The sequence below is a fragment of the Alcaligenes sp. MMA genome (assembly GCF_020907215.1).
Classification (GTDB): domain Bacteria; phylum Pseudomonadota; class Gammaproteobacteria; order Burkholderiales; family Burkholderiaceae_B; genus Alcaligenes; species Alcaligenes aquatilis.
In genome coordinates, this window is sequence record NZ_JAJJPP010000003.1 from 263,592 (window position 1) to 280,760 (window position 17,169).

Annotated in this window: 18 protein-coding genes; 12 read left to right on the top strand and 6 right to left on the bottom strand. The window is 56.5% G+C overall.

Annotation, left to right across the window (positions count from 1 at the left end; all coding sequences use genetic code 11):
- Positions 1–56: 56 nt before the first annotated feature.
- The gene (locus tag LNA76_RS13755; RefSeq protein ID WP_230019280.1) at positions 57–536 is read right to left on the bottom strand and encodes a TlpA family protein disulfide reductase; all 480 of its coding nucleotides are present in this window, start codon (positions 534–536) and stop codon (positions 57–59) included.
- Between the two features lie 125 nt (positions 537–661).
- Between LNA76_RS13755 and mpl the strand changes: the two genes are divergently transcribed.
- From mpl to LNA76_RS13795, 8 genes are all read left to right on the top strand, one after another.
- Positions 662–2,026: a UDP-N-acetylmuramate:L-alanyl-gamma-D-glutamyl-meso-diaminopimelate ligase gene (gene mpl / locus LNA76_RS13760; protein ID WP_230019281.1), complete on the top strand. Its 1,365-nt coding sequence runs from the start codon at positions 662–664 to the stop codon at positions 2,024–2,026.
- 28 nt (positions 2,027–2,054) lie between these two features.
- On the top strand, positions 2,055–2,642 hold the full coding sequence (locus LNA76_RS13765) for a YqiA/YcfP family alpha/beta fold hydrolase (RefSeq protein WP_094197738.1): 588 nt from the start codon (positions 2,055–2,057) through the stop codon (positions 2,640–2,642).
- A gap of 41 nt (positions 2,643–2,683) precedes the next feature.
- Positions 2,684–4,573 (top strand): ribonuclease catalytic domain-containing protein, encoded by a 1,890-nt coding sequence (locus tag LNA76_RS13770; RefSeq protein ID WP_108728546.1) that lies wholly within the window; start codon positions 2,684–2,686, stop codon positions 4,571–4,573.
- Positions 4,574–4,578: 5 nt separating this feature from the next.
- Positions 4,579–5,448 (top strand): energy transducer TonB, encoded by an 870-nt coding sequence (locus LNA76_RS13775; RefSeq protein WP_230019282.1) that lies wholly within the window; start codon positions 4,579–4,581, stop codon positions 5,446–5,448.
- A 106-nt stretch (positions 5,449–5,554) separates the two neighbouring features.
- Entirely contained in the window at positions 5,555–6,406 is an 852-nt protein-coding gene (gene aroE, locus LNA76_RS13780; RefSeq protein WP_094197741.1) for a shikimate dehydrogenase, read from the top strand.
- On the top strand, positions 6,357–7,127 hold the full coding sequence (gene mtgA / locus LNA76_RS13785; RefSeq protein ID WP_321268741.1) for a monofunctional biosynthetic peptidoglycan transglycosylase: 771 nt from the start codon (positions 6,357–6,359) through the stop codon (positions 7,125–7,127). Before aroE ends, mtgA begins: the two co-directional genes overlap by 50 nt.
- A gap of 53 nt (positions 7,128–7,180) precedes the next feature.
- Complete coding sequence (gene lptG / locus LNA76_RS13790; RefSeq protein ID WP_094197743.1) at positions 7,181–8,341, top strand: LPS export ABC transporter permease LptG; 1,161 nt, start codon at positions 7,181–7,183, stop codon at positions 8,339–8,341.
- 3 nt (positions 8,342–8,344) lie between these two features.
- Complete coding sequence (locus LNA76_RS13795; protein ID WP_230019283.1) at positions 8,345–9,181, top strand: symmetrical bis(5'-nucleosyl)-tetraphosphatase; 837 nt, start codon at positions 8,345–8,347, stop codon at positions 9,179–9,181.
- Positions 9,182–9,186: 5 nt separating this feature from the next.
- Here LNA76_RS13795 and LNA76_RS13800 read toward each other — a convergent pair whose 3' ends face one another.
- From LNA76_RS13800 to LNA76_RS13815, 4 genes are all read right to left on the bottom strand, one after another.
- Complete coding sequence (locus tag LNA76_RS13800; RefSeq protein ID WP_094197745.1) at positions 9,187–9,951, bottom strand: lysophospholipid acyltransferase family protein; 765 nt, start codon at positions 9,949–9,951, stop codon at positions 9,187–9,189.
- A gap of 23 nt (positions 9,952–9,974) precedes the next feature.
- Positions 9,975–10,382, bottom strand: a complete 408-nt coding sequence (ruvX, locus tag LNA76_RS13805) for a Holliday junction resolvase RuvX (protein WP_094197746.1) — start codon at positions 10,380–10,382, stop codon at positions 9,975–9,977.
- A gap of 16 nt (positions 10,383–10,398) precedes the next feature.
- Positions 10,399–10,920, bottom strand: a complete 522-nt coding sequence (locus LNA76_RS13810) for a YqgE/AlgH family protein (protein WP_376914154.1) — start codon at positions 10,918–10,920, stop codon at positions 10,399–10,401.
- 112 nt (positions 10,921–11,032) lie between these two features.
- On the bottom strand, positions 11,033–11,197 hold the full coding sequence (locus LNA76_RS13815; RefSeq protein WP_009460582.1) for a rubredoxin: 165 nt from the start codon (positions 11,195–11,197) through the stop codon (positions 11,033–11,035).
- A 140-nt stretch (positions 11,198–11,337) separates the two neighbouring features.
- Between LNA76_RS13815 and thiD the strand changes: the two genes are divergently transcribed.
- The 3 genes from thiD to hemL all read left to right on the top strand — a co-directional run bounded on the left by thiD (position 11,338) and on the right by hemL (position 14,156).
- The gene (gene thiD, locus LNA76_RS13820; RefSeq protein WP_108728542.1) at positions 11,338–12,147 is read left to right on the top strand and encodes a bifunctional hydroxymethylpyrimidine kinase/phosphomethylpyrimidine kinase; all 810 of its coding nucleotides are present in this window, start codon (positions 11,338–11,340) and stop codon (positions 12,145–12,147) included.
- Positions 12,140–12,808: a thiamine phosphate synthase gene (gene thiE / locus LNA76_RS13825; RefSeq protein WP_094197749.1), complete on the top strand. Its 669-nt coding sequence runs from the start codon at positions 12,140–12,142 to the stop codon at positions 12,806–12,808. Before thiD ends, thiE begins: the two co-directional genes overlap by 8 nt.
- Before the next feature lie 64 nt (positions 12,809–12,872).
- Entirely contained in the window at positions 12,873–14,156 is a 1,284-nt protein-coding gene (hemL, locus tag LNA76_RS13830) for a glutamate-1-semialdehyde 2,1-aminomutase (protein ID WP_094197750.1), read from the top strand.
- 54 nt (positions 14,157–14,210) lie between these two features.
- Here hemL and LNA76_RS13835 read toward each other — a convergent pair whose 3' ends face one another.
- Positions 14,211–15,860: an AMP-binding protein gene (locus LNA76_RS13835; RefSeq protein ID WP_094197751.1), complete on the bottom strand. Its 1,650-nt coding sequence runs from the start codon at positions 15,858–15,860 to the stop codon at positions 14,211–14,213.
- A 733-nt stretch (positions 15,861–16,593) separates the two neighbouring features.
- Here LNA76_RS13835 and LNA76_RS13840 point away from each other — a divergent pair.
- Positions 16,594–17,124 carry a MarR family winged helix-turn-helix transcriptional regulator gene (locus tag LNA76_RS13840; protein ID WP_009460574.1) on the top strand — a complete coding sequence of 177 codons (531 nt, stop codon included), beginning with the start codon at positions 16,594–16,596 and terminating at the stop codon, positions 17,122–17,124.
- Positions 17,125–17,169: the final 45 nt, after the last annotated feature.

Sequence of the window (17,169 nt, forward strand, 5' to 3'; positions counted from 1 at the left end):
AAACAGAGAAGCACCAGGTCTGCAATTTGACGAAATTAAGCGAAAAAGTCGGCCAGTTAGCGTTGAGCTTTAATAACTTCGTCCAACTTTTCGGGATCTATCTGGCCCAAAATGCGTTCACTGATCCGGCCATTGCTGCCGAACACCACGGTAAAGGGCAATCCACCCTTTTTATTACCCACGCTGCGCATTTGTTTCAAACCACCCGAGCCAGCCAGCAAAATGTCGTAGCTGACCGGCACGCGCTGCAGAAACTCCGTTACGTTATCCAGCGAGTCCACCGCAATGCCCACAAAGTTCACATCCGGATAGCGTTTGTGCAGCTCCTGCAGATCCGGCATCTCCTTGACGCACGGTGCGCACCAGGTAGCCCAGAAGTTGACCACCAGTGGCTTGCCTATATAAGTAGAGAGCGCGTGATCTTCGCCCTGAAGGTCCTTGAAACTTTGCGCCAGGAAAGGGTCTGAAGGCAGCAAACTGGCCCAAGGAGCGGGATGCAAGGCTAAAAGACTTGCACACACTAGCGATTTCTGCAAAAAAAGACGCCTACGCATACCGGCTCACACCTGAAAAATGTCATCCGGGGATGATAGCACCGGCCCTCACCAAAGCTCACGCATCAGATCAAACAGTCGTCTAGAATACAGGCCGGAGGATTGTCATGCACATACATATACTAGGCATTTGCGGCACATTCATGGGTGGTCTGGCCCTGATTGCCCGTTCGGCTGGCCATACAGTCACAGGTTGCGACGCCGGGGTCTACCCCCCCATGAGCACGCAGCTGGAAGAACAAGGCATCGAGCTCATCGAAGGCTTTGGCGCAGAACAGACCGAGCTGGCCCCTGATCTCTATATAGTGGGCAATGTGGTCACGCGCGGCAATCCTCTGATGGAAGCCATTCTGGATCAGGGTCTGCCCTACACCTCCGGCCCGCAGTGGCTGGGCGAGAACATCCTGCACAAGCAACACGTTCTGGCCGTGGCCGGCACGCACGGCAAAACCTCCACCAGCTCCATGCTGGGCTGGATTCTGGAACAGGCCGAGCTGTCCCCCAACTTTCTGATCGGTGGCGTGGCTCCAGGCCTGGGCGTGTCGGCCCGTTTCAATCCTGAGCAATCCCTGTTTGTGATCGAGGCCGACGAATACGACACCGCTTTCTTCGACAAACGCTCCAAATTTGTTCACTACCGCCCCCGCACAGCCATTCTGAACAATCTGGAATACGATCACGCTGATATCTTCCCTGATCTGCACGCTATCCAGACACAATTTCACCATCTGGTACGCACCATCCCCTCCACCGGGCTGATTCTGCGCCCCACCCACACCCCAAGTCTGGACGAAACCCTGGCCCGAGGTTGCTGGACACCGGTCGAGCAGTTTGGTCCCGAAGGCGACTGGGACAGTCGAGCAATCAGCCCCACCTCGTTTGAAGTGATTTTCAAAGGCCAGACTCAGGGCACCGTCCAGTGGACACTGACGGGCGAACACAATCGTCTGAACGCCCTGGCCGCTATCGCCGCTGCCTACCATGTTGGCGTCAAGCCCGCACAAGCTTGCGCTGCGCTAAGCCAGTTCGCCGGTATCAAGCGCCGCATGGAAGTACGTGGCGTGGTCAAGGACATTACCGTCTACGATGATTTTGCCCACCACCCCACTGCCATTGCCACCACCCTGGCGGGTCTGCGCGGCCAAACCGGCAAGGCCTCCCGGATTCTGGCCGTACTGGAGCCACGCTCCAACACCATGAAGCTGGGTGCCATGGCGGCTCGCCTGCCCGGTTCACTGGAAGATGCCGACCTGGTGTTTTGCTATGGCCAGACCCAGGGCAAACACGCACTGGGCTGGGATGCGGCCCAGGTACTGGCGCCATTAGGCGATCGCGCCACAGCGTGGACTGATTTGGATAAAATGGTTCAGGCCATTGTTCAGGCCAGCCAGCCCGGCGATGCCATTGTCGTCATGAGTAACGGCAGCTTTGGTGGCATTCATCAGCGTCTGCTGGATCAACTGTCACGCTGACCCTCTTATCTATATAGCAGGTGCCTCCATGATCCTCTATCTACACGGCTTTCGTTCCTCGCCTTCGTCCTATAAAGCGCAGCGCCTGAAACAAGCCCTGCAAGACAGGGGCTTGCTGCACCTGTGGCGCTGCCCGCAGTTGCCCGCCAGCCCGGCCCAGGCCATTGCCATGTGCAAGCGTATTGTGGACACACAAATGCAGGCGGGCATGGACGCCGATCAATTATGTGTAATCGGCTCCTCGCTGGGCGGTTACTATGCCAGCCACCTGGCACAGCACTATCACAGCCGCGCCGTGCTGCTTAACCCGGTGGTCTACGCAGGACGGGATCTGGCAACCCAAGTGGGCGAACACGTCTGCTATCACTCGCCCGATCCCTTCCATTTCCTGCCCGACCATGTAGATGAGCTTAACGACATTCACGTACCGCGCCCCAGCGATCCCCAGCGCTTTTACTTGCTGGCCGCCAAAGGAGATGAAGTCCTGAGCTGGCGCGAAATGGCGGACTGGTACAAAGGCAGCCAAGGACACATTCTGGAGGGCGGAGATCACGGCCTGACCGACTTTGATCCTTGGATCGACGAAATTTTGCGCTTTGCCCTGCCACAACCTTAACTATCTTTACCGGATGGCCAGTCCCATCCAGATGGAAAATCATGTACGTCCTTTTTGAAGACAGCGGTAATTTCAAAGCAGAAAAAATCTTTTCTGACAGCGATACCACCATGCAGGTGGAATCCGCGTCTGGCAAACGCAGCAAAATCAAGAAAAACAGCGTTCTATTTACCTTCGAGCAGCCCGGCCCGGCAGAACTGCTGGAAAAAGCCCAGGCACTGGCCGAATCCCTGGATATCAACTTTTTGTGGGAATGCGCCCCTCAGGACGAATTTGAGGCCTCCACGCTGGCACAGGAGTATTTTGGCCACGCACCCAACGCTATCGAAAAGACCGGCACCCTCTTTGCCTTGCATAGTGCGCCCGCCTACTTCCACCGTCGTGGCAAGGGACTGTATCGCCCCGCCCCTCCGGAAATTTTGCAAGCAGCCCTGGCTGCCATTGAGAAAAAGCGCCTGCAGCAAGAGCAAATCCAGACCTGGGCCGAACAGATGATCAAGGGCGAACTGCCGCCTGAAATCGCTCAGAAGGCAAGCACCTTCCTGACTCAGCCAGACAAGAACACACTGGAATGGAAAGCCTTTGACCAGGCCCAGAAAGAATTGGGTGTCAGCACGGAAAAGCTGCTGCTATCGCTGGGTGCCTGGTCCAATCCGCTGACCTTGCATCAACATCGCTTTCTGGCCGCGCATTTCCCCAAAGGCACGGGCTTTCCCCATATTTCCCTACAAGACTGGGGACAGGATCTGCCCGAGGCCAATGTCACCGCTTATTCGGTGGACGACGCCAATACGATTGAAATTGACGATGCCCTGTCTGTCCAGCATCCAGAACCGGGGCGCCTGCGTGTCGGGGTTCACATCGCCGTGCCTTCACTGGCCATGACACGCGGCAACGAGATCGACCAAATTGCCCGCAATCGCATGGCTACGGTGTACACGCCAGGCCATAAGATTCCCATGCTGCCGCCCGAGCTGATCGCGCGTTTCTCGCTGGATCAAGGCCAAACTCGCCCTACCCTTTCGCTGTATGTAGATGCGGATATCAGCACCGGCGAAATCCTGTCACATCAAACCCGTCTGGAACGCATTACTGTGGCGGGCAACTTGCGTCAGCATGAACTGGACCCACTGATCAGCGAAGCAGCCCTGGCCGACGAAAACGCCGAGCTGCCTTACGAACAATGGCTGCGCCCCCTGTGGAACTTCTCACGCCAATTATCGGCTCAGCGTGAAGCGGTAAGGGGTAAGCCAGAAAACAATAACCGGGTCGAGTACAGCTTCGAGCTGGATGGCCCGCACGACGATCCCAACTCCATCATTCGCCTGGTGCCTCGTGTGCGCAATGCGCCGCTAAGCCTGTTGATTGCTGAATACATGATTCTGGCCAATCAGTTGTGGGGCGGCTTGCTGGCCGAGCACAATGTACCTGGCATCTATCGCTCCCAGCAGTTCATGCGTACCCGCATGTCCACCACGCCCGGCCCGCACGAATCCATTGGTGTGCCGCAATACATCTGGTCCACCTCGCCCCTGCGCCGTTATGTGGACCTGATCAACCAGGGCCAGATTCTGGCGGCTGCCGAGCACGGGATCTCTGCACGTCTGGCGGCCCCCTTTCAGCCCAAAGATGCGGATTTGTACGCCATCATTGGGGCCTTTGAATCGCAATACACCCAGTGGTCGGACTACCAGTCCTCTCTGGAGCGCTTCTGGTGCCTGCGCTGGCTGCAACAAAACGACATCAAACAGGTCCAGGCCAGCTTCATCAAGGAAGATCTAGTGCGCCTGACCAATGCACCACTCGTGCTTCACGTACCTGGCCTGCCCACGCTGGAACGTGGCCAGGAAGTCACGCTGGATCTGTTGTCTTTCGACGAACTGGCTTTGACGGTAGAAGCCCGCTTGCGCTCGGTCGCCACGGCGGACTGACGACCATGGTCAAACCCGACCGCCGCCACGCGCCCAAAGATTATCTGTGGCTGGCGGTCGCCCTTTCAGCACTGATTCACCTTTTGCTGATCTTCTGGCCCAGCCGCCCTCCCTCACCAGCGCCGGCCAATCATCTGGATGTAGCACTGGTCAATTTCAGTACCGATTCGGTGCCCTTAAGCCCGCAACTCTTGGCGCAACTGAATCTGGATGGAGGTGGAGAGCATCAGCAAGGACAGGCCAGCAACCCTTTGCCACTGACGGATCCTAATCTACCCAATCAGTTGGTGCTGGAAGCCTTGCGTGCCCGCCAGCAAAGCCTGGAAGCTGAACAGCAGCGCCTGCTCGGTGAGCTGGAAAGCCGGGACAAAGCCCCGCCTTCCACACCCAACCCTGAATATATTGGAGCTTCCATTGAGCCCGGCCCGGACGACCATGATCTGGACCCGCACCTTCAAAATAGCCAGCTAGCTATTTTGCGCGAGCAAATCCGTGAACAGCAACGCCAACCACGCTATCACTATGTAGGCCCCAGCGCCAAAGCCAGCGAGCAGGCCCAGTATCTAGACCAGTGGCGTCAAAAAATTGAGCAAACCGGCACGCGTCACTACCCGAAACAGGATGGCAAACAGCTATACGGTCAGTTGCAAATGACGGTTTACATCCGACGCGATGGCAGCTTGCTGCGCGCCCAGATTACTGAACCCTCGGACCAGGCCGCCCTGAATCTGGCTGCACGACGTATTGTTGAGCTGGCCGCCCCCTTCGCCCCCCTACCTGAGCACGTGGCCCCCGGCGCGGATGTACTCGTCATTACCCGCAGTTGGAGCTTTACGCATGACAAACTCAGTATGCAAGGCGGGGGTACGCAGTAAGAGCGTATTGTCCACAGCAAGCCCAAGCAAGAGCAGCCCCTAGGGTAAAATACCTGCTTTCAGCCTGAGTGCTGAGTCCTCACAACAAGACACGCATCGCCTAACCATGCCCGACACGACCCCCGCCAAGCGCTACGGCGTTATTGGCCACCCTATCGAGCACAGCCGCTCCCCACACATTCATACGCAGTTTGCCAGCCAATTCAACCTGGCCCTGAGCTACGAGCGTATCCTGGCGCCGCTGGATGGCTTTGCCGCCACCGTGGAGGAGTTTTTCAAGAACGGCAGCGGCCTGAACGTCACTCTGCCTTTCAAAGAGCAGGCTTATGATCTGGTCGGCCCACGTCTGAGTCGTCGGGCCCGCATGGCCGGAGCCGTCAATACCTTGTGGCTGGAAGACGGCCAACTACATGGATGCAATACCGATGGCGTGGGCCTGTGCTCGGACCTGCTGCGTATCGGCCACAAGCCGGAAGGCAAACGTATCTTGCTGATCGGTGCAGGGGGTGCTTCACGTGGGGTGGTGTTCCCTTTGCTGGAGGCCGGTTGCGAGATGCTGCACATCATCAATCGCACCAGTGCCAAAGCCTACGACATTCGTGAACAGGTCGTCGCGCTAGACCCGGATGCCTCCCGCCGCCTGAGCGCAGGCGGTCTGGATGACCATTGCGGCGACTGGGATATTGTGATCAATGCCACCTCGGCCAGCCTGAACCAAAATCTGCCCGAACTGCCCAACGCGCGTTACCGCAGCAATTCCCTGGCCTACGATATGTTCTACGCCAGTGAGCCCACCGCTTTCATGCGCGCCGCCGAGCAAGCCGGTGCCACACAGAGCATAGATGGCCTGGGCATGCTGGTCGGCCAAGCGGCCGCCAGCTTTCAAATCTGGCACGGTGTGAAGGCCGATGTCGAACCTGTACTGGCCAAGCTGCGCCAGGAAATCGGGCAAGTCTGACGTGCGTCGCCTACTGGTCCACCCCTGGAAACTGGCGGGCCTAGCCGCCTTGGCCGTGGCTGCCGGTGTCCTGATCTATCAGATCGCCCTGTTTGTAATGGTGCTCTGGTACAGCGTGATGCCACCACGCATGACAACCTTCATGGCGGCAGAACAGGGCCAGTTACGCAGCGCCAATGCAGACGCCGAACTGCACTACCAGTGGGTCCCCTACGACAGGATCAGCGTCAACTTGAAACGTGCCGTGATTGCCTCCGAAGACTCAAACTTCCTGAACCACTCCGGTGTCGAATGGGATGCCATTCGTCAAGCATGGGAATACAACCGCCGCCAGTCAGAAAAAGGCTCTGCCCGCCGTCGCGGCGGCTCTACCATTTCCCAACAATTAGCCAAGAATCTGTTTCTGTCAGAGTCACGAAGCTATTTGCGCAAAGGTCAGGAACTGATTTTGACCTATATGATTGAAACCGTCATGAGCAAGGAGCGTATCCTGGAGCTGTACCTGAACGTGGCTCAATGGGGAGAAGGTGTATTTGGTGCCCAGGCGGCAGCACGCCACTACTTCAAAGTCGATGCGGCCAAACTCAGTGCCATGCAATCGGCCCGTCTGGCAAGCATGTTGCCCAATCCGGCCTACTATGACAAAAACCGTAACAGCTCCTACTTACAATCGCGCACACGCACCATCAGTCAACGTATGCGACAAGTCGCTATTCCCTGACTGCAATCTGCATTTTTGTTAAGCTAGCCACGTCTTTCCTGGGCCCTATTTTCATGCGCACCGCTCGCCGCTATCTCGCTTCCGAAATCTATCGCTCCAGCGCTGTGGTGCTGATTGCCTTGCTTGGCCTGTTCAGCTTTTTTGCCCTGATCGAAGAGCTGGACAACGTAGGCTCCAAATTCACCCTGATGAATCTTTTTTACATCCAGGCCCTGGAGCTACCCACCCGTTTGTACGATCTGCTCCCCATCGGCCTGCTGATTGGTGCCACCCTGGCCCTGGCCAGCCTGGCACAACGCAATGAGCTCGTGATTTTGCGCGCCTCAGGCGTCAGCGGCCTGCATATGATGCTGATGCTCTGGACCATTACCTTGCCCTTGGTGGCCGGTGCTTTTGTCCTGTCCGAGTACGTCACCCCTATGGCCGAGATCAAATCCAGCGAGCAAGGCATGGCCTTACTGGGCCGCTCTGGTGGCGGGCGCCTGGACAGCGGCTACTGGTTCAAGGAAAGCAACGATAGTGGTGGGGTGCGCATCATCAATATTGCCAATCTGCAAGGCGATGGCAAAGTCAGCGATGTCAGCGTGTTTGACTTCTCGGACGGACAACGCCTGAGCTCAATGACACAAGCGCCAACGGGTCAATTCCACAAAAACCAGCTGGACTTGCAGGACGTGACCGAAACCTACGTCAGCGAACAATCCCACGAGGCCTTGGCCCAAGACAAGGCGCCGGACCAGCCTCTGGTTCGCATAGAAAAACGTCCAGACCTGTCACTGACCACCACACTGACACCTGATCGTCTGATTGCCCGAGTGGTCACACCCGAACGCATGTCCATTCTGGATTTGAAGGATTACATTGGCTATCTGGATGCGAACAAGCTGCAAACCAAACGCCAGGTTGTCGCCTTGTGGCGCAAAGTTGCCTACCCCTTCACCTTGCTGGTCATGATTACCATTGCCGCACCTATCGGCTTTATGCAGACCCGCCACGGCGGTGTAGGAACAAAAGTCTTTACAGGCATCTTGCTGGGCGTAGGCTTTTTCATGATCAACCAGTTGGCCTTGAACGTAGCCATGCTCAGTAACCTGGCGCCGTGGGTCACCGCACTGGTTCCAAACCTGATTGCCATGGCCATGGCCTTGAGTGCCCTTATCATGATGGAAAACCGGCACAATCGGCGTCGCCGAAACTCCAGCACGACTAACTAAATCATGTCCTTAGCTACTTCCCCTGCCATCTGGGCGATTGGTGATATTCAAGGCTGCTGCCGCCCCCTGGACAGCTTGCTCAGCCACCCTGATGTCGCAGCCGATAACCAGGCCAAGTTCTGGTTCGCAGGCGACCTGGTCAACCGTGGCCCGGACTCGCTCGGTGCGCTGCGCCTGATTCGCTCCCTGGGGGATCGCGCCGTCTGCGTGCTGGGTAACCACGACATCCACTGTCTGGCCGTAGCGGCCGGAGTGCGCAAATCCGGTAAACAAGACACCTTGCAGCCATTGCTGGCTGCCCCTGACGCAGCAGAACTGCTGGACTGGTTACGACACCAGCCGCTCGCCCACTACGAACATGGTCATTTGATGGTGCATGCTGGCGTGCATCCCGACTGGAGCCCACAACAAACGCTGGAATACGCCCACGAGCTGGAGGCACTGCTGCGTGCGGATGACTGGCAAGACAAAATTATCGAATTGTTCGGCAACAACCCGGATCGTTGGGATGCCGGACTGCAAGGCTATGACCGCCTGCGTGCCCTTGTCAGCACCCTAACGCGCATGCGTATGTGTGATGTGAATGGCCGCATGGACTTCAAGCACAAAGGGGCACCGGATGCCGAATCGGGTTTGCTGGCGTGGTTTGAATTGCCAAATCGCGCCTGTGCCCAGGTGCCTATTATTTTTGGTCATTGGTCTACGCTGGGCTTGCTGAACACGCCTACGGTGATCAGTCTGGATACCGGCTGCGTCTGGGGTCGTCAGCTTAGCGCTGTGCGTCTGCAAGACCGACACCTGGTTCAGATTCACTGCCCGGAAAGCAAAAAACCGGGCTGAGCCTCTCAGGCCTCGACGGTGACAGCTTCGGGACAAACGACGGCGCGAATCTGTTCACGGGCATTTTGTGCCGTTTGTGAGCGCCCCCACTCCGTACAGGACTGGGCTGGGATCAGGTCAAGAAAATGGCAATGCACCGACACCTTGCGGGCGCTTAGCAACACCCAGATGTTAGCTACCAGGGATTGCTCCCCCACAAAGGCAAAACGCTCACTGCGTTGCCCAGCTTGCTCAAACAACAAAGCCATCGGTTGAATATCGACATTCAAGGCAATGGCAGCCTCAAACAAACTGGCGTGGAAAGGCCGGACATCCATTCCTGTGGAGGTAGTGCCTTCAGGAAAAAGCCCTACAGCATCGCCACGCTCAAAGCAGCTTGCCATTTGCTGGCTGACAACCTGAATGGCACGACGCTGGCCACGCTCGATAAACACGGTCCCTGCACCGGCAACCAGCCAGCCGATGACAGGCCAGCGTCGAATATCGCTTTTGGCAATAAAAGACGTGCAGCGCACACTATTGATGACGAAGATATCCAGCCAGGACACATGGTTGGATACGTACAGTACAGCGCGATCCTGAACCGCCTGACCATGTGCAATAACACGCACCCCGCAGATACACATCAAAAGGCGCGACATGCGCAGCACCATGACGCGACGTCCACCTGGACGCAATACCGGAAAAAGCAGACCGACGCTTAACAAGCCGACCACGACCCACACAATCAGAACGACAGCGCGCCAACTAAAACGAAATAAACTAATCAAAAGGCTGCAACCTTATAGAGGGCTCAGGCCGATGGCAGGCTGTCCAGATATCGCTGCAGGATCACGCAAGCTGCCATGGCATCATCATCGTCATTATTGCCCAGCAATTCTTGAGCCTCCATGCTGGAGCCCCGCTCATCGACCAGGTCTACTACAACACCGTAGCGACCGTGCAGTTGGTTGGCAAAACGCCGACACCGCAGCGAAGCATACTGCTCGCCGCCATCCAGGGTCAAAGGCAAACCTACCACGACGCGATCGGGCTGCCACTCCTTGAGCAAAGCCTCGATAGCCGCAAAGCGCTGTTCCCGTGTAACGGGCCGCAAAATCGTATAAGGACGGGCCTGGCGCGTCAAGGTATTGCCCAGCGCCACGCCAATTTTTTTCAAGCCATAGTCAAAGGCCAGCAAGGTTTGCGCCGAGCTGACCATTGACGGTGTTTCATGTTCAGGCATGGCCCGCAGCACCTGTCAGGGTAAAAGGACTGATTCCCAGCAAAGCCAGGGCGCGATCGTAGCGCTCCCCAACCGGAGTAGAAAACAAGATTTCATGGGTAGCCTTGATGCTCAGCCAGGCATTGTCGGCCATCTCGCTTTCCAGCTGACCGGCGCCCCAACCGGCATAGCCCAGCGTGACCAGCATATGCACCGGTCCCTGGCCTTGAGCCACATCCTGCAGCACATCGCGGGAGGTTGTCAGGGTCAGATCACCCACCCCCAGGCTGGAGGTATAGGTTTTGTCGGAGTCATGGAGAACAAAGCCGCGATCCGTTTGCACGGGCCCACCGAAGTAGACCGAAGTCCCGGCCAGATCAGCCCGGTTTTCCACGTCCACTTCAATGCGCGACAACAATTCAACCAGGCTAAGATCCGTTGGTCGATTAATGACCAGGCCCAAAGCACCTTGTTCATTATGTTCACAGACATAAATCACCGTGTCGGCCAAGCTGCCCGATACCACACCGGGCATGGCAAGTAACAGGTGGTGCGTTAGGTCAGCGCTTTCTTGGATTAGCGGGGACTGGCTAGTGGCACTCATACACACCTCCCGTCAAAACAAACCACCTTGGAACTTGAGATGATCACACTTGGATCATTTCGAAGTCTTCCTTACGAGCGCCGCATTCGGGACAGACCCAGTTCGGAGGGACATCTTCCCAGAGTGTGCCCGGTGCAATGCCTTCCTCAGGCAAACCAGCTTCTTCATCATAAATCCAGCCGCAAATCAGGCACATCCACGTACGCATAGTATTCCTACTGTATTTGTAAACATAGTCCGATCCGCGTGCAAATCGGGGCAATCCATTAAAATGGGGTTCATATTACTAAATTACTCAACCTGTGACATCCAGAGCCTTGCTGGCCCTGCAGGTGTATCCAAGACAAGATGGCTGCTGAAATCAAAAATTCAAGTCCTGCCCTGGCGCTCGTGCTGGCTCCTTATGACCCAAGCGGTGGCGCCCACCTGCCTGCCGATGCCATTAATGGCGCCCATCTGGGCTGCCATATCGTCAGCGTGCCCACTGCCTTGCTGGTACGCGACAGTGCCCAGCAAGAAAACATCCAAACTCTGGCCGAAGACATTGCCGACGATCAGGCACGCTGCTTGCTGGAAGACATGAACATTCAGGCCATCAAGTGTGGCCCCGTCTACAGCCCGGAAATCGCCAGCATGGTGGCAGAGCTTTGTTCCGACTATCCCGAGCTGCCTTTGGTGCTGCATCTGAGCGCCATGCCCACCGGACTGGACGAGCAGGATGCGGACGACGCTCTTGATGCCAGTTTACGCCTGCTCCTGCCTCTGAGCTCCTTATTATTGATCGACCACCCAAGCCTGGAGCGCTGGCAAGCCGACGAGCTACTGGGCGATACCCCGGACGCTGTAGAAACTCTGCTGAACAACGGTGCCAATGCTGTGCTGGTGACAGGCGTGCCAGGGGCTGCCGGGCAATGGCACACACGGTTCCAGGGACATCATGGCCGTCTGGACTACAGCATGCCGCTTGATGGCGGCCTGCGTCAGCAGGACATAGACAGTTTGCTGGCTACCGCCTGCCTGAGCTTTCTGGCTCAAGGTCACGAGCTGGATAACGCGGTAGAATCAGCCTTGCTGCATCTACAGGCACGCGCCACCGACACCTTCCAGCCCGGTATGGGCCACCGCCTGTTCAACCCTGTTACCCCCCAAAATGACTAACGCCGCCACCCTGCGCTTTCCTGCCGGTCTCTACGGCATTACTCCCGAATGGGACGACACTGCCCGCTTGCTGAACGCCGTACGTGCTGCTCACGAAGGGGGTTTGCAGGTGCTGCAATTTCGTCGCAAGAATGGCCCGGAACCAATCCGCCAACAACAGCTCAAAGAGTTGATCAAGTTATGCCTGTCTTTGGATCTGCCGCTATTGGTGAACGATCACTGGAGCTGGGCGCAAGAGTTTGACGTGCAAGGCGCACACCTGGGCAAAAGCGATGGCGAGCTGACCCAGGCCCGTCAGGCACTGGGGCCGCAAGCCCTGCTGGGACGCTCCTGCTACAACAGTCTGGATCTGGCTCGCCAGGCCTTGGCGGACGATGCAGACTACATTGCCTTTGGGGCCATGTACCCGTCCAGCGTCAAACCCGAAGCACCACCGGCTGAACTGAACACCTTGCGACAAGCTCGACTGCTTTGCCAAGAACAAGAACACGAGGGACGGCGTGCTGCCATTGTTGCGATTGGCGGCATCACACCCGAGAAAATGCCCGAACTGCTGCAAGCAGGGGTCGATAGCGTTGCCGTTATCAGCAGCCTGTTTGAGACCAGCGATATACGCGCCACGGCGCAACGCTTTACCGACTACTTTCACGCCCAGGACTGATCGCTTTTCGTGCGCTGATTTATCTAGCCTGGCCTTGACCTTTTCACATCTGGATTTTTGCCTCATGTCCCGTAACTCCGAACTTTTTGAACGTGCCTGCAAAGTCATCCCCGGCGGCGTCAACTCGCCCGTCCGTGCCTTCGGTTCCGTGGGCGGTACACCTTGCTTTGTCGAGCGCGCCCAAGGCCCTTACATCTGGGATGCAGACGGCCAGCAATACACAGACTACGTCGGTTCCTGGGGCCCGGCCATTTTGGGCCACTCCGATCCGGACGTCATCAAGGCCGTACAAGAAGCAGCCGTTCATGGCCTGTCCTACGGCGCGCCTACCGAAGGCGAAGTCGTTCTGGCTGAAACCCTGACCCAAATGCTGCCATCCATCGAGCAAGTGCGTTTGGTCAGCTCCGGCACCGAAGCCACCATGAGCGCCATCCGCCTGGCACGTGGCTTTACCGGCCGCAATACCATCATCAAATTTGAAGGCTGCTACCACGGCCATGCTGACAGTCTGCTGGTCAAAGCCGGTTCCGGCCTGCTGACCTTTGGCAATCCCACCTCCGCAGGTGTACCGGCCGAATTCGTAGCCCACACCCTGGTACTGGACTACAACAATCTGGATGCCGTACGCGACGCCTTCAAACAAAAGGGCGACGAAATCGCCTGCATTATCGTTGAGCCCTTTGCCGGCAATATGAACCTGGTTCGCCCAGCCCCCGGTTTCCTGGAAGGTTTACGCGAGCTGTGTACCGAATACGGCGCCGTGCTGATTTTTGACGAAGTCATGACCGGCTTCCGTGTTGGCCCCCAAGGCGTGCAAGGCCTGACCGGCATTCGCCCCGACCTGACCACATTGGCCAAGGTGATTGGTGGCGGCATGCCTGTCGGTGCGTTCGGTGGCCGCCGCGATATCATGCAATGCGTGGCTCCTGTCGGTGGCGTTTACCAGGCAGGCACACTGTCAGGTAACCCTGTCGCTGTGGCTGCGGGTCTGGCCACCTTGAAGAAACTGGCTCAACCCGGCTTCTACGACACCCTGACCGCCAACACCGCCAACTTGATTCAGGGCCTGAAAGCCGCAGCGCAAGAAGCCGGTGTCCCCTTCACCGCCGACCACCAGGGCGGCCTGTTTGGTATCTACTTCAGCGAGAACGTCCCCACTTCCCTGGCCGAAGTCTCGGCTGGCGACATCGAACGCTTCAAGCAGTTCTTCCACGCCATGCTGGATAAGGGTGTGTACTTTGCACCGTCAGCCTTTGAAGCCGGTTTTGTGTCGGTACAGCACACCTCCGACATTACCGACGCAACTGTGCAAGCGGCCCGCGAGGTTTTTGCCAACTTTAAAAACTAAACGCGCCGGACACAAAAAAGCGGGCCTAAGCCCGCTTTTTTATTGTCTGATGAGTCAGCCCTGTGCCATCTGACGCAGCACGAAGCGCTGCAGCTTGCCAGTTTCGGTACGTGGCAAAGACGCCACGAACTCGATGGCACGCGGGTATTTGTAAGGCGCGGCATTCTCCTTCACAAAATCCTGCAGCTTTTTCTTGAGCTCGTCGCTACCGGTAAAGCCGGGTTTAAGCACAATAAAAGCCTGCACAATCTGGCCCCGCTCTTCATCGGCGGCGCCCACCACGCCACACTCGGCAACAGCCTCGTGCTTGAGCAAGGTGCCTTCCACCTCTGGGCCGGCAATGTTGTAGCCCGAGGAAACAATCATGTCGTCGTTACGGGCCTGGTAATACAGGTAGCCGTCCTCGTCCATCTTGAAGGTGTCGCCAGGGAAGTTCCAGCCACCCTGAACAAATTGCTTCTGGCGTTCGTCGTTCAAATACTTGCAGCCCGTTGGGCCTTTCACTGCCAAACGACCCACCGTACCAACGGGCACCGGATTCAGATCATCGTCCAAAATCGTGGCAACATAACCGGGTACCACTTGGCCAATCGCACCGGCACGTACTTTTTCTGGTGGGCTGGATACATACACGTGAATCATTTCCGTGCCACCAATGCCGTCCGTCATCTCGATGCCGCTGGCCTGCTTCCAAAGCTGACGTGTGGCGTCCGGCAAGGCCTCACCTGCCGACACGGTGGCACGCAAGCTGGCCAAGGAGTACCGATCCACCAAACCGGCCATCTGACGATAGAAGGTGGGCGCAGTAAAGCTCATGGTCACCTTGAAGCGATCAATCATGCCCAGCAGATCCGAAGGCGTCAGACGCTCCAGCAATACCGTGGATGCCCCCGCACGCAACGGGAAGCACAACAAACCACCCAAGCCAAAGGTAAAGGCCAAAGGAGGGGTACCGCAAACCACATCATCAGGCGTTAACCGCAACACATGACGCGAGAAGGTATCGCACATGGCCAGTACATCGCGGTGAAAATGCATACAACCTTTAGGCTGTCCGGTCGTGCCACTGGTGAAGGCGATCAGGCAAACATCATCGGCCGCCGTATCGCAGGCCGTGAAGTCCTCGGGTTTGCCAGCCAGCAGGGCTTCCAAACCCTGAGCGCTTTCATCGTTAAAGCACAGCAGTTGCTTGAGAGCCGGCGTATAAGAGTCATGCGCGCAGTCCATGCAGTGTTCCAACTCTTCACGCAGGCGCTCGTCACATAAGGCAGCATGGATTTCGGCCTTGTCCAGAATCGTCTTTAGCTCCACGGCACGCAACAAAGGCATGGTGGGAACAGTCACCAAACCGGCCTTGATGCTGGCCAACCAGCAAGCGGCCATCATGGGGTTATTGGGGCCTCGTAGTAAAACCCGGTTCCCGGGCACCAACTTCATGTCCTCAACCAGAACATGAGCGATACGGTTGGTCAGCACATCCAGCTGCTTGTAGGTCAGGCTGCGATTCTCATCGCCCTGTGCCCACTGTAAAGCCACGCGATCACCATGCCCCGCTGCTACCTGCTCACCCAACAGCGCCACGGCGCAATTGAGACGAGCGGGATAATCCACATCCGGATTTCCTTCCAGCAACATCTCTGGCCACCACTCGATGGGTGGCAGATTGTCGCGTGCAAAGGTATCAAGGTGCGCTGAACGTTCCATCCTTATCTCCTGCGTAGATTACGCCCCACTCAGGCGTAGACCCTGTGCCATCCAAGGCGCCAGCCAAATTGGCAAGGTCTATATTGTTTAGTTCTAAAGGATATTAGCAAAAAAAACGCCTCAATATCCGCAAACCCAACTACGGGTTATCCGCAGTAGCGCGTCATTACTCGTCGTTTTCAGATGGCACCCCAGACTAGCTTGAAAATCCGTAAAGCCTTGCCCGCACATCGTAAAATTTAATAAAAAATTTCAAGATATAAGAAATAAATCAATCCGTAGCCTGATAATTTTTCAATTAAGAAAAATCACCCCAAGCATTATTCCCAAAACCCAAAAAAACATCGTAAATAGCAGAAAAATGATTAAGCAAACGGACGATACAGAAGCAAATGCCTTATACTTCAACTAAATAATCACTTGCAGTCAGACAGCTTAGCGCATCGAACCAAAGTAAAAGCACGGTCTACAGCGTAATCAAAGCTACGGTTACAAAAGTAAATAGCAGACAAGAGTTTGCATTTTTTTACTCAATGCTTTGTCACCCTTGCCAGTGCTTTCTATCAAGTTGATTAATTTAAGCTTAAAAACGAATTTACTTTGATCTGTCGCAATGTCAAACTTCGAACCAGCCCCTAAGATACCTTCCAAGCTAACCCAGCTTGCTTATGGCTGCGGTCTGCGTCCTTCAAAGCTAAATATTTTGGACATGCACCATTAAGGCAAGCTATCTATGATCATGAACGATATCCCCGCTTCCGCCGTCGCCGATGCCGCTCCCGACTTGGAAAGCCGTGCCCACAGCGACGACCACTTCGACACCCGACTGTGGTTGCGCTTGATGGCTTGCACCAATCTGGTTGAGGGCGAAATTCGCAGCCGTCTGCGTACCGAACACACCACCACCCTGCCCCGTTTTGACTTGATGGCGCAATTGCAACGTCAGCCCGCCGGCATGAAAATGAGCGAGCTGTCCCGCCACCTGATGGTCACCAACGGCAATATCACCGGCATTACGGATCAGTTGGAAAAAGAAGGCCTGGTCGAGCGCATCAAGGTGCTCACCGATCGTCGCAGCTCCCTGATCCGCCTGACACCCAAGGGCAAGCGCCAGTTCAAGAAAATGGCTGCCTCCCACGAACAGTGGTTGCAGGAGATGTTTGCCAACCTGTCGGAAAAGGCACGGGTCAACCTGTTTGAAGCCCTGGGCGAACTCAAACTGATCACTCGCAACAACGTCGCCATGGCGGCTCGCGAAAGCTAACAACGCCGCGCGACCAAAGCTATGCTCAGGCGGCTCAAAGCAAGT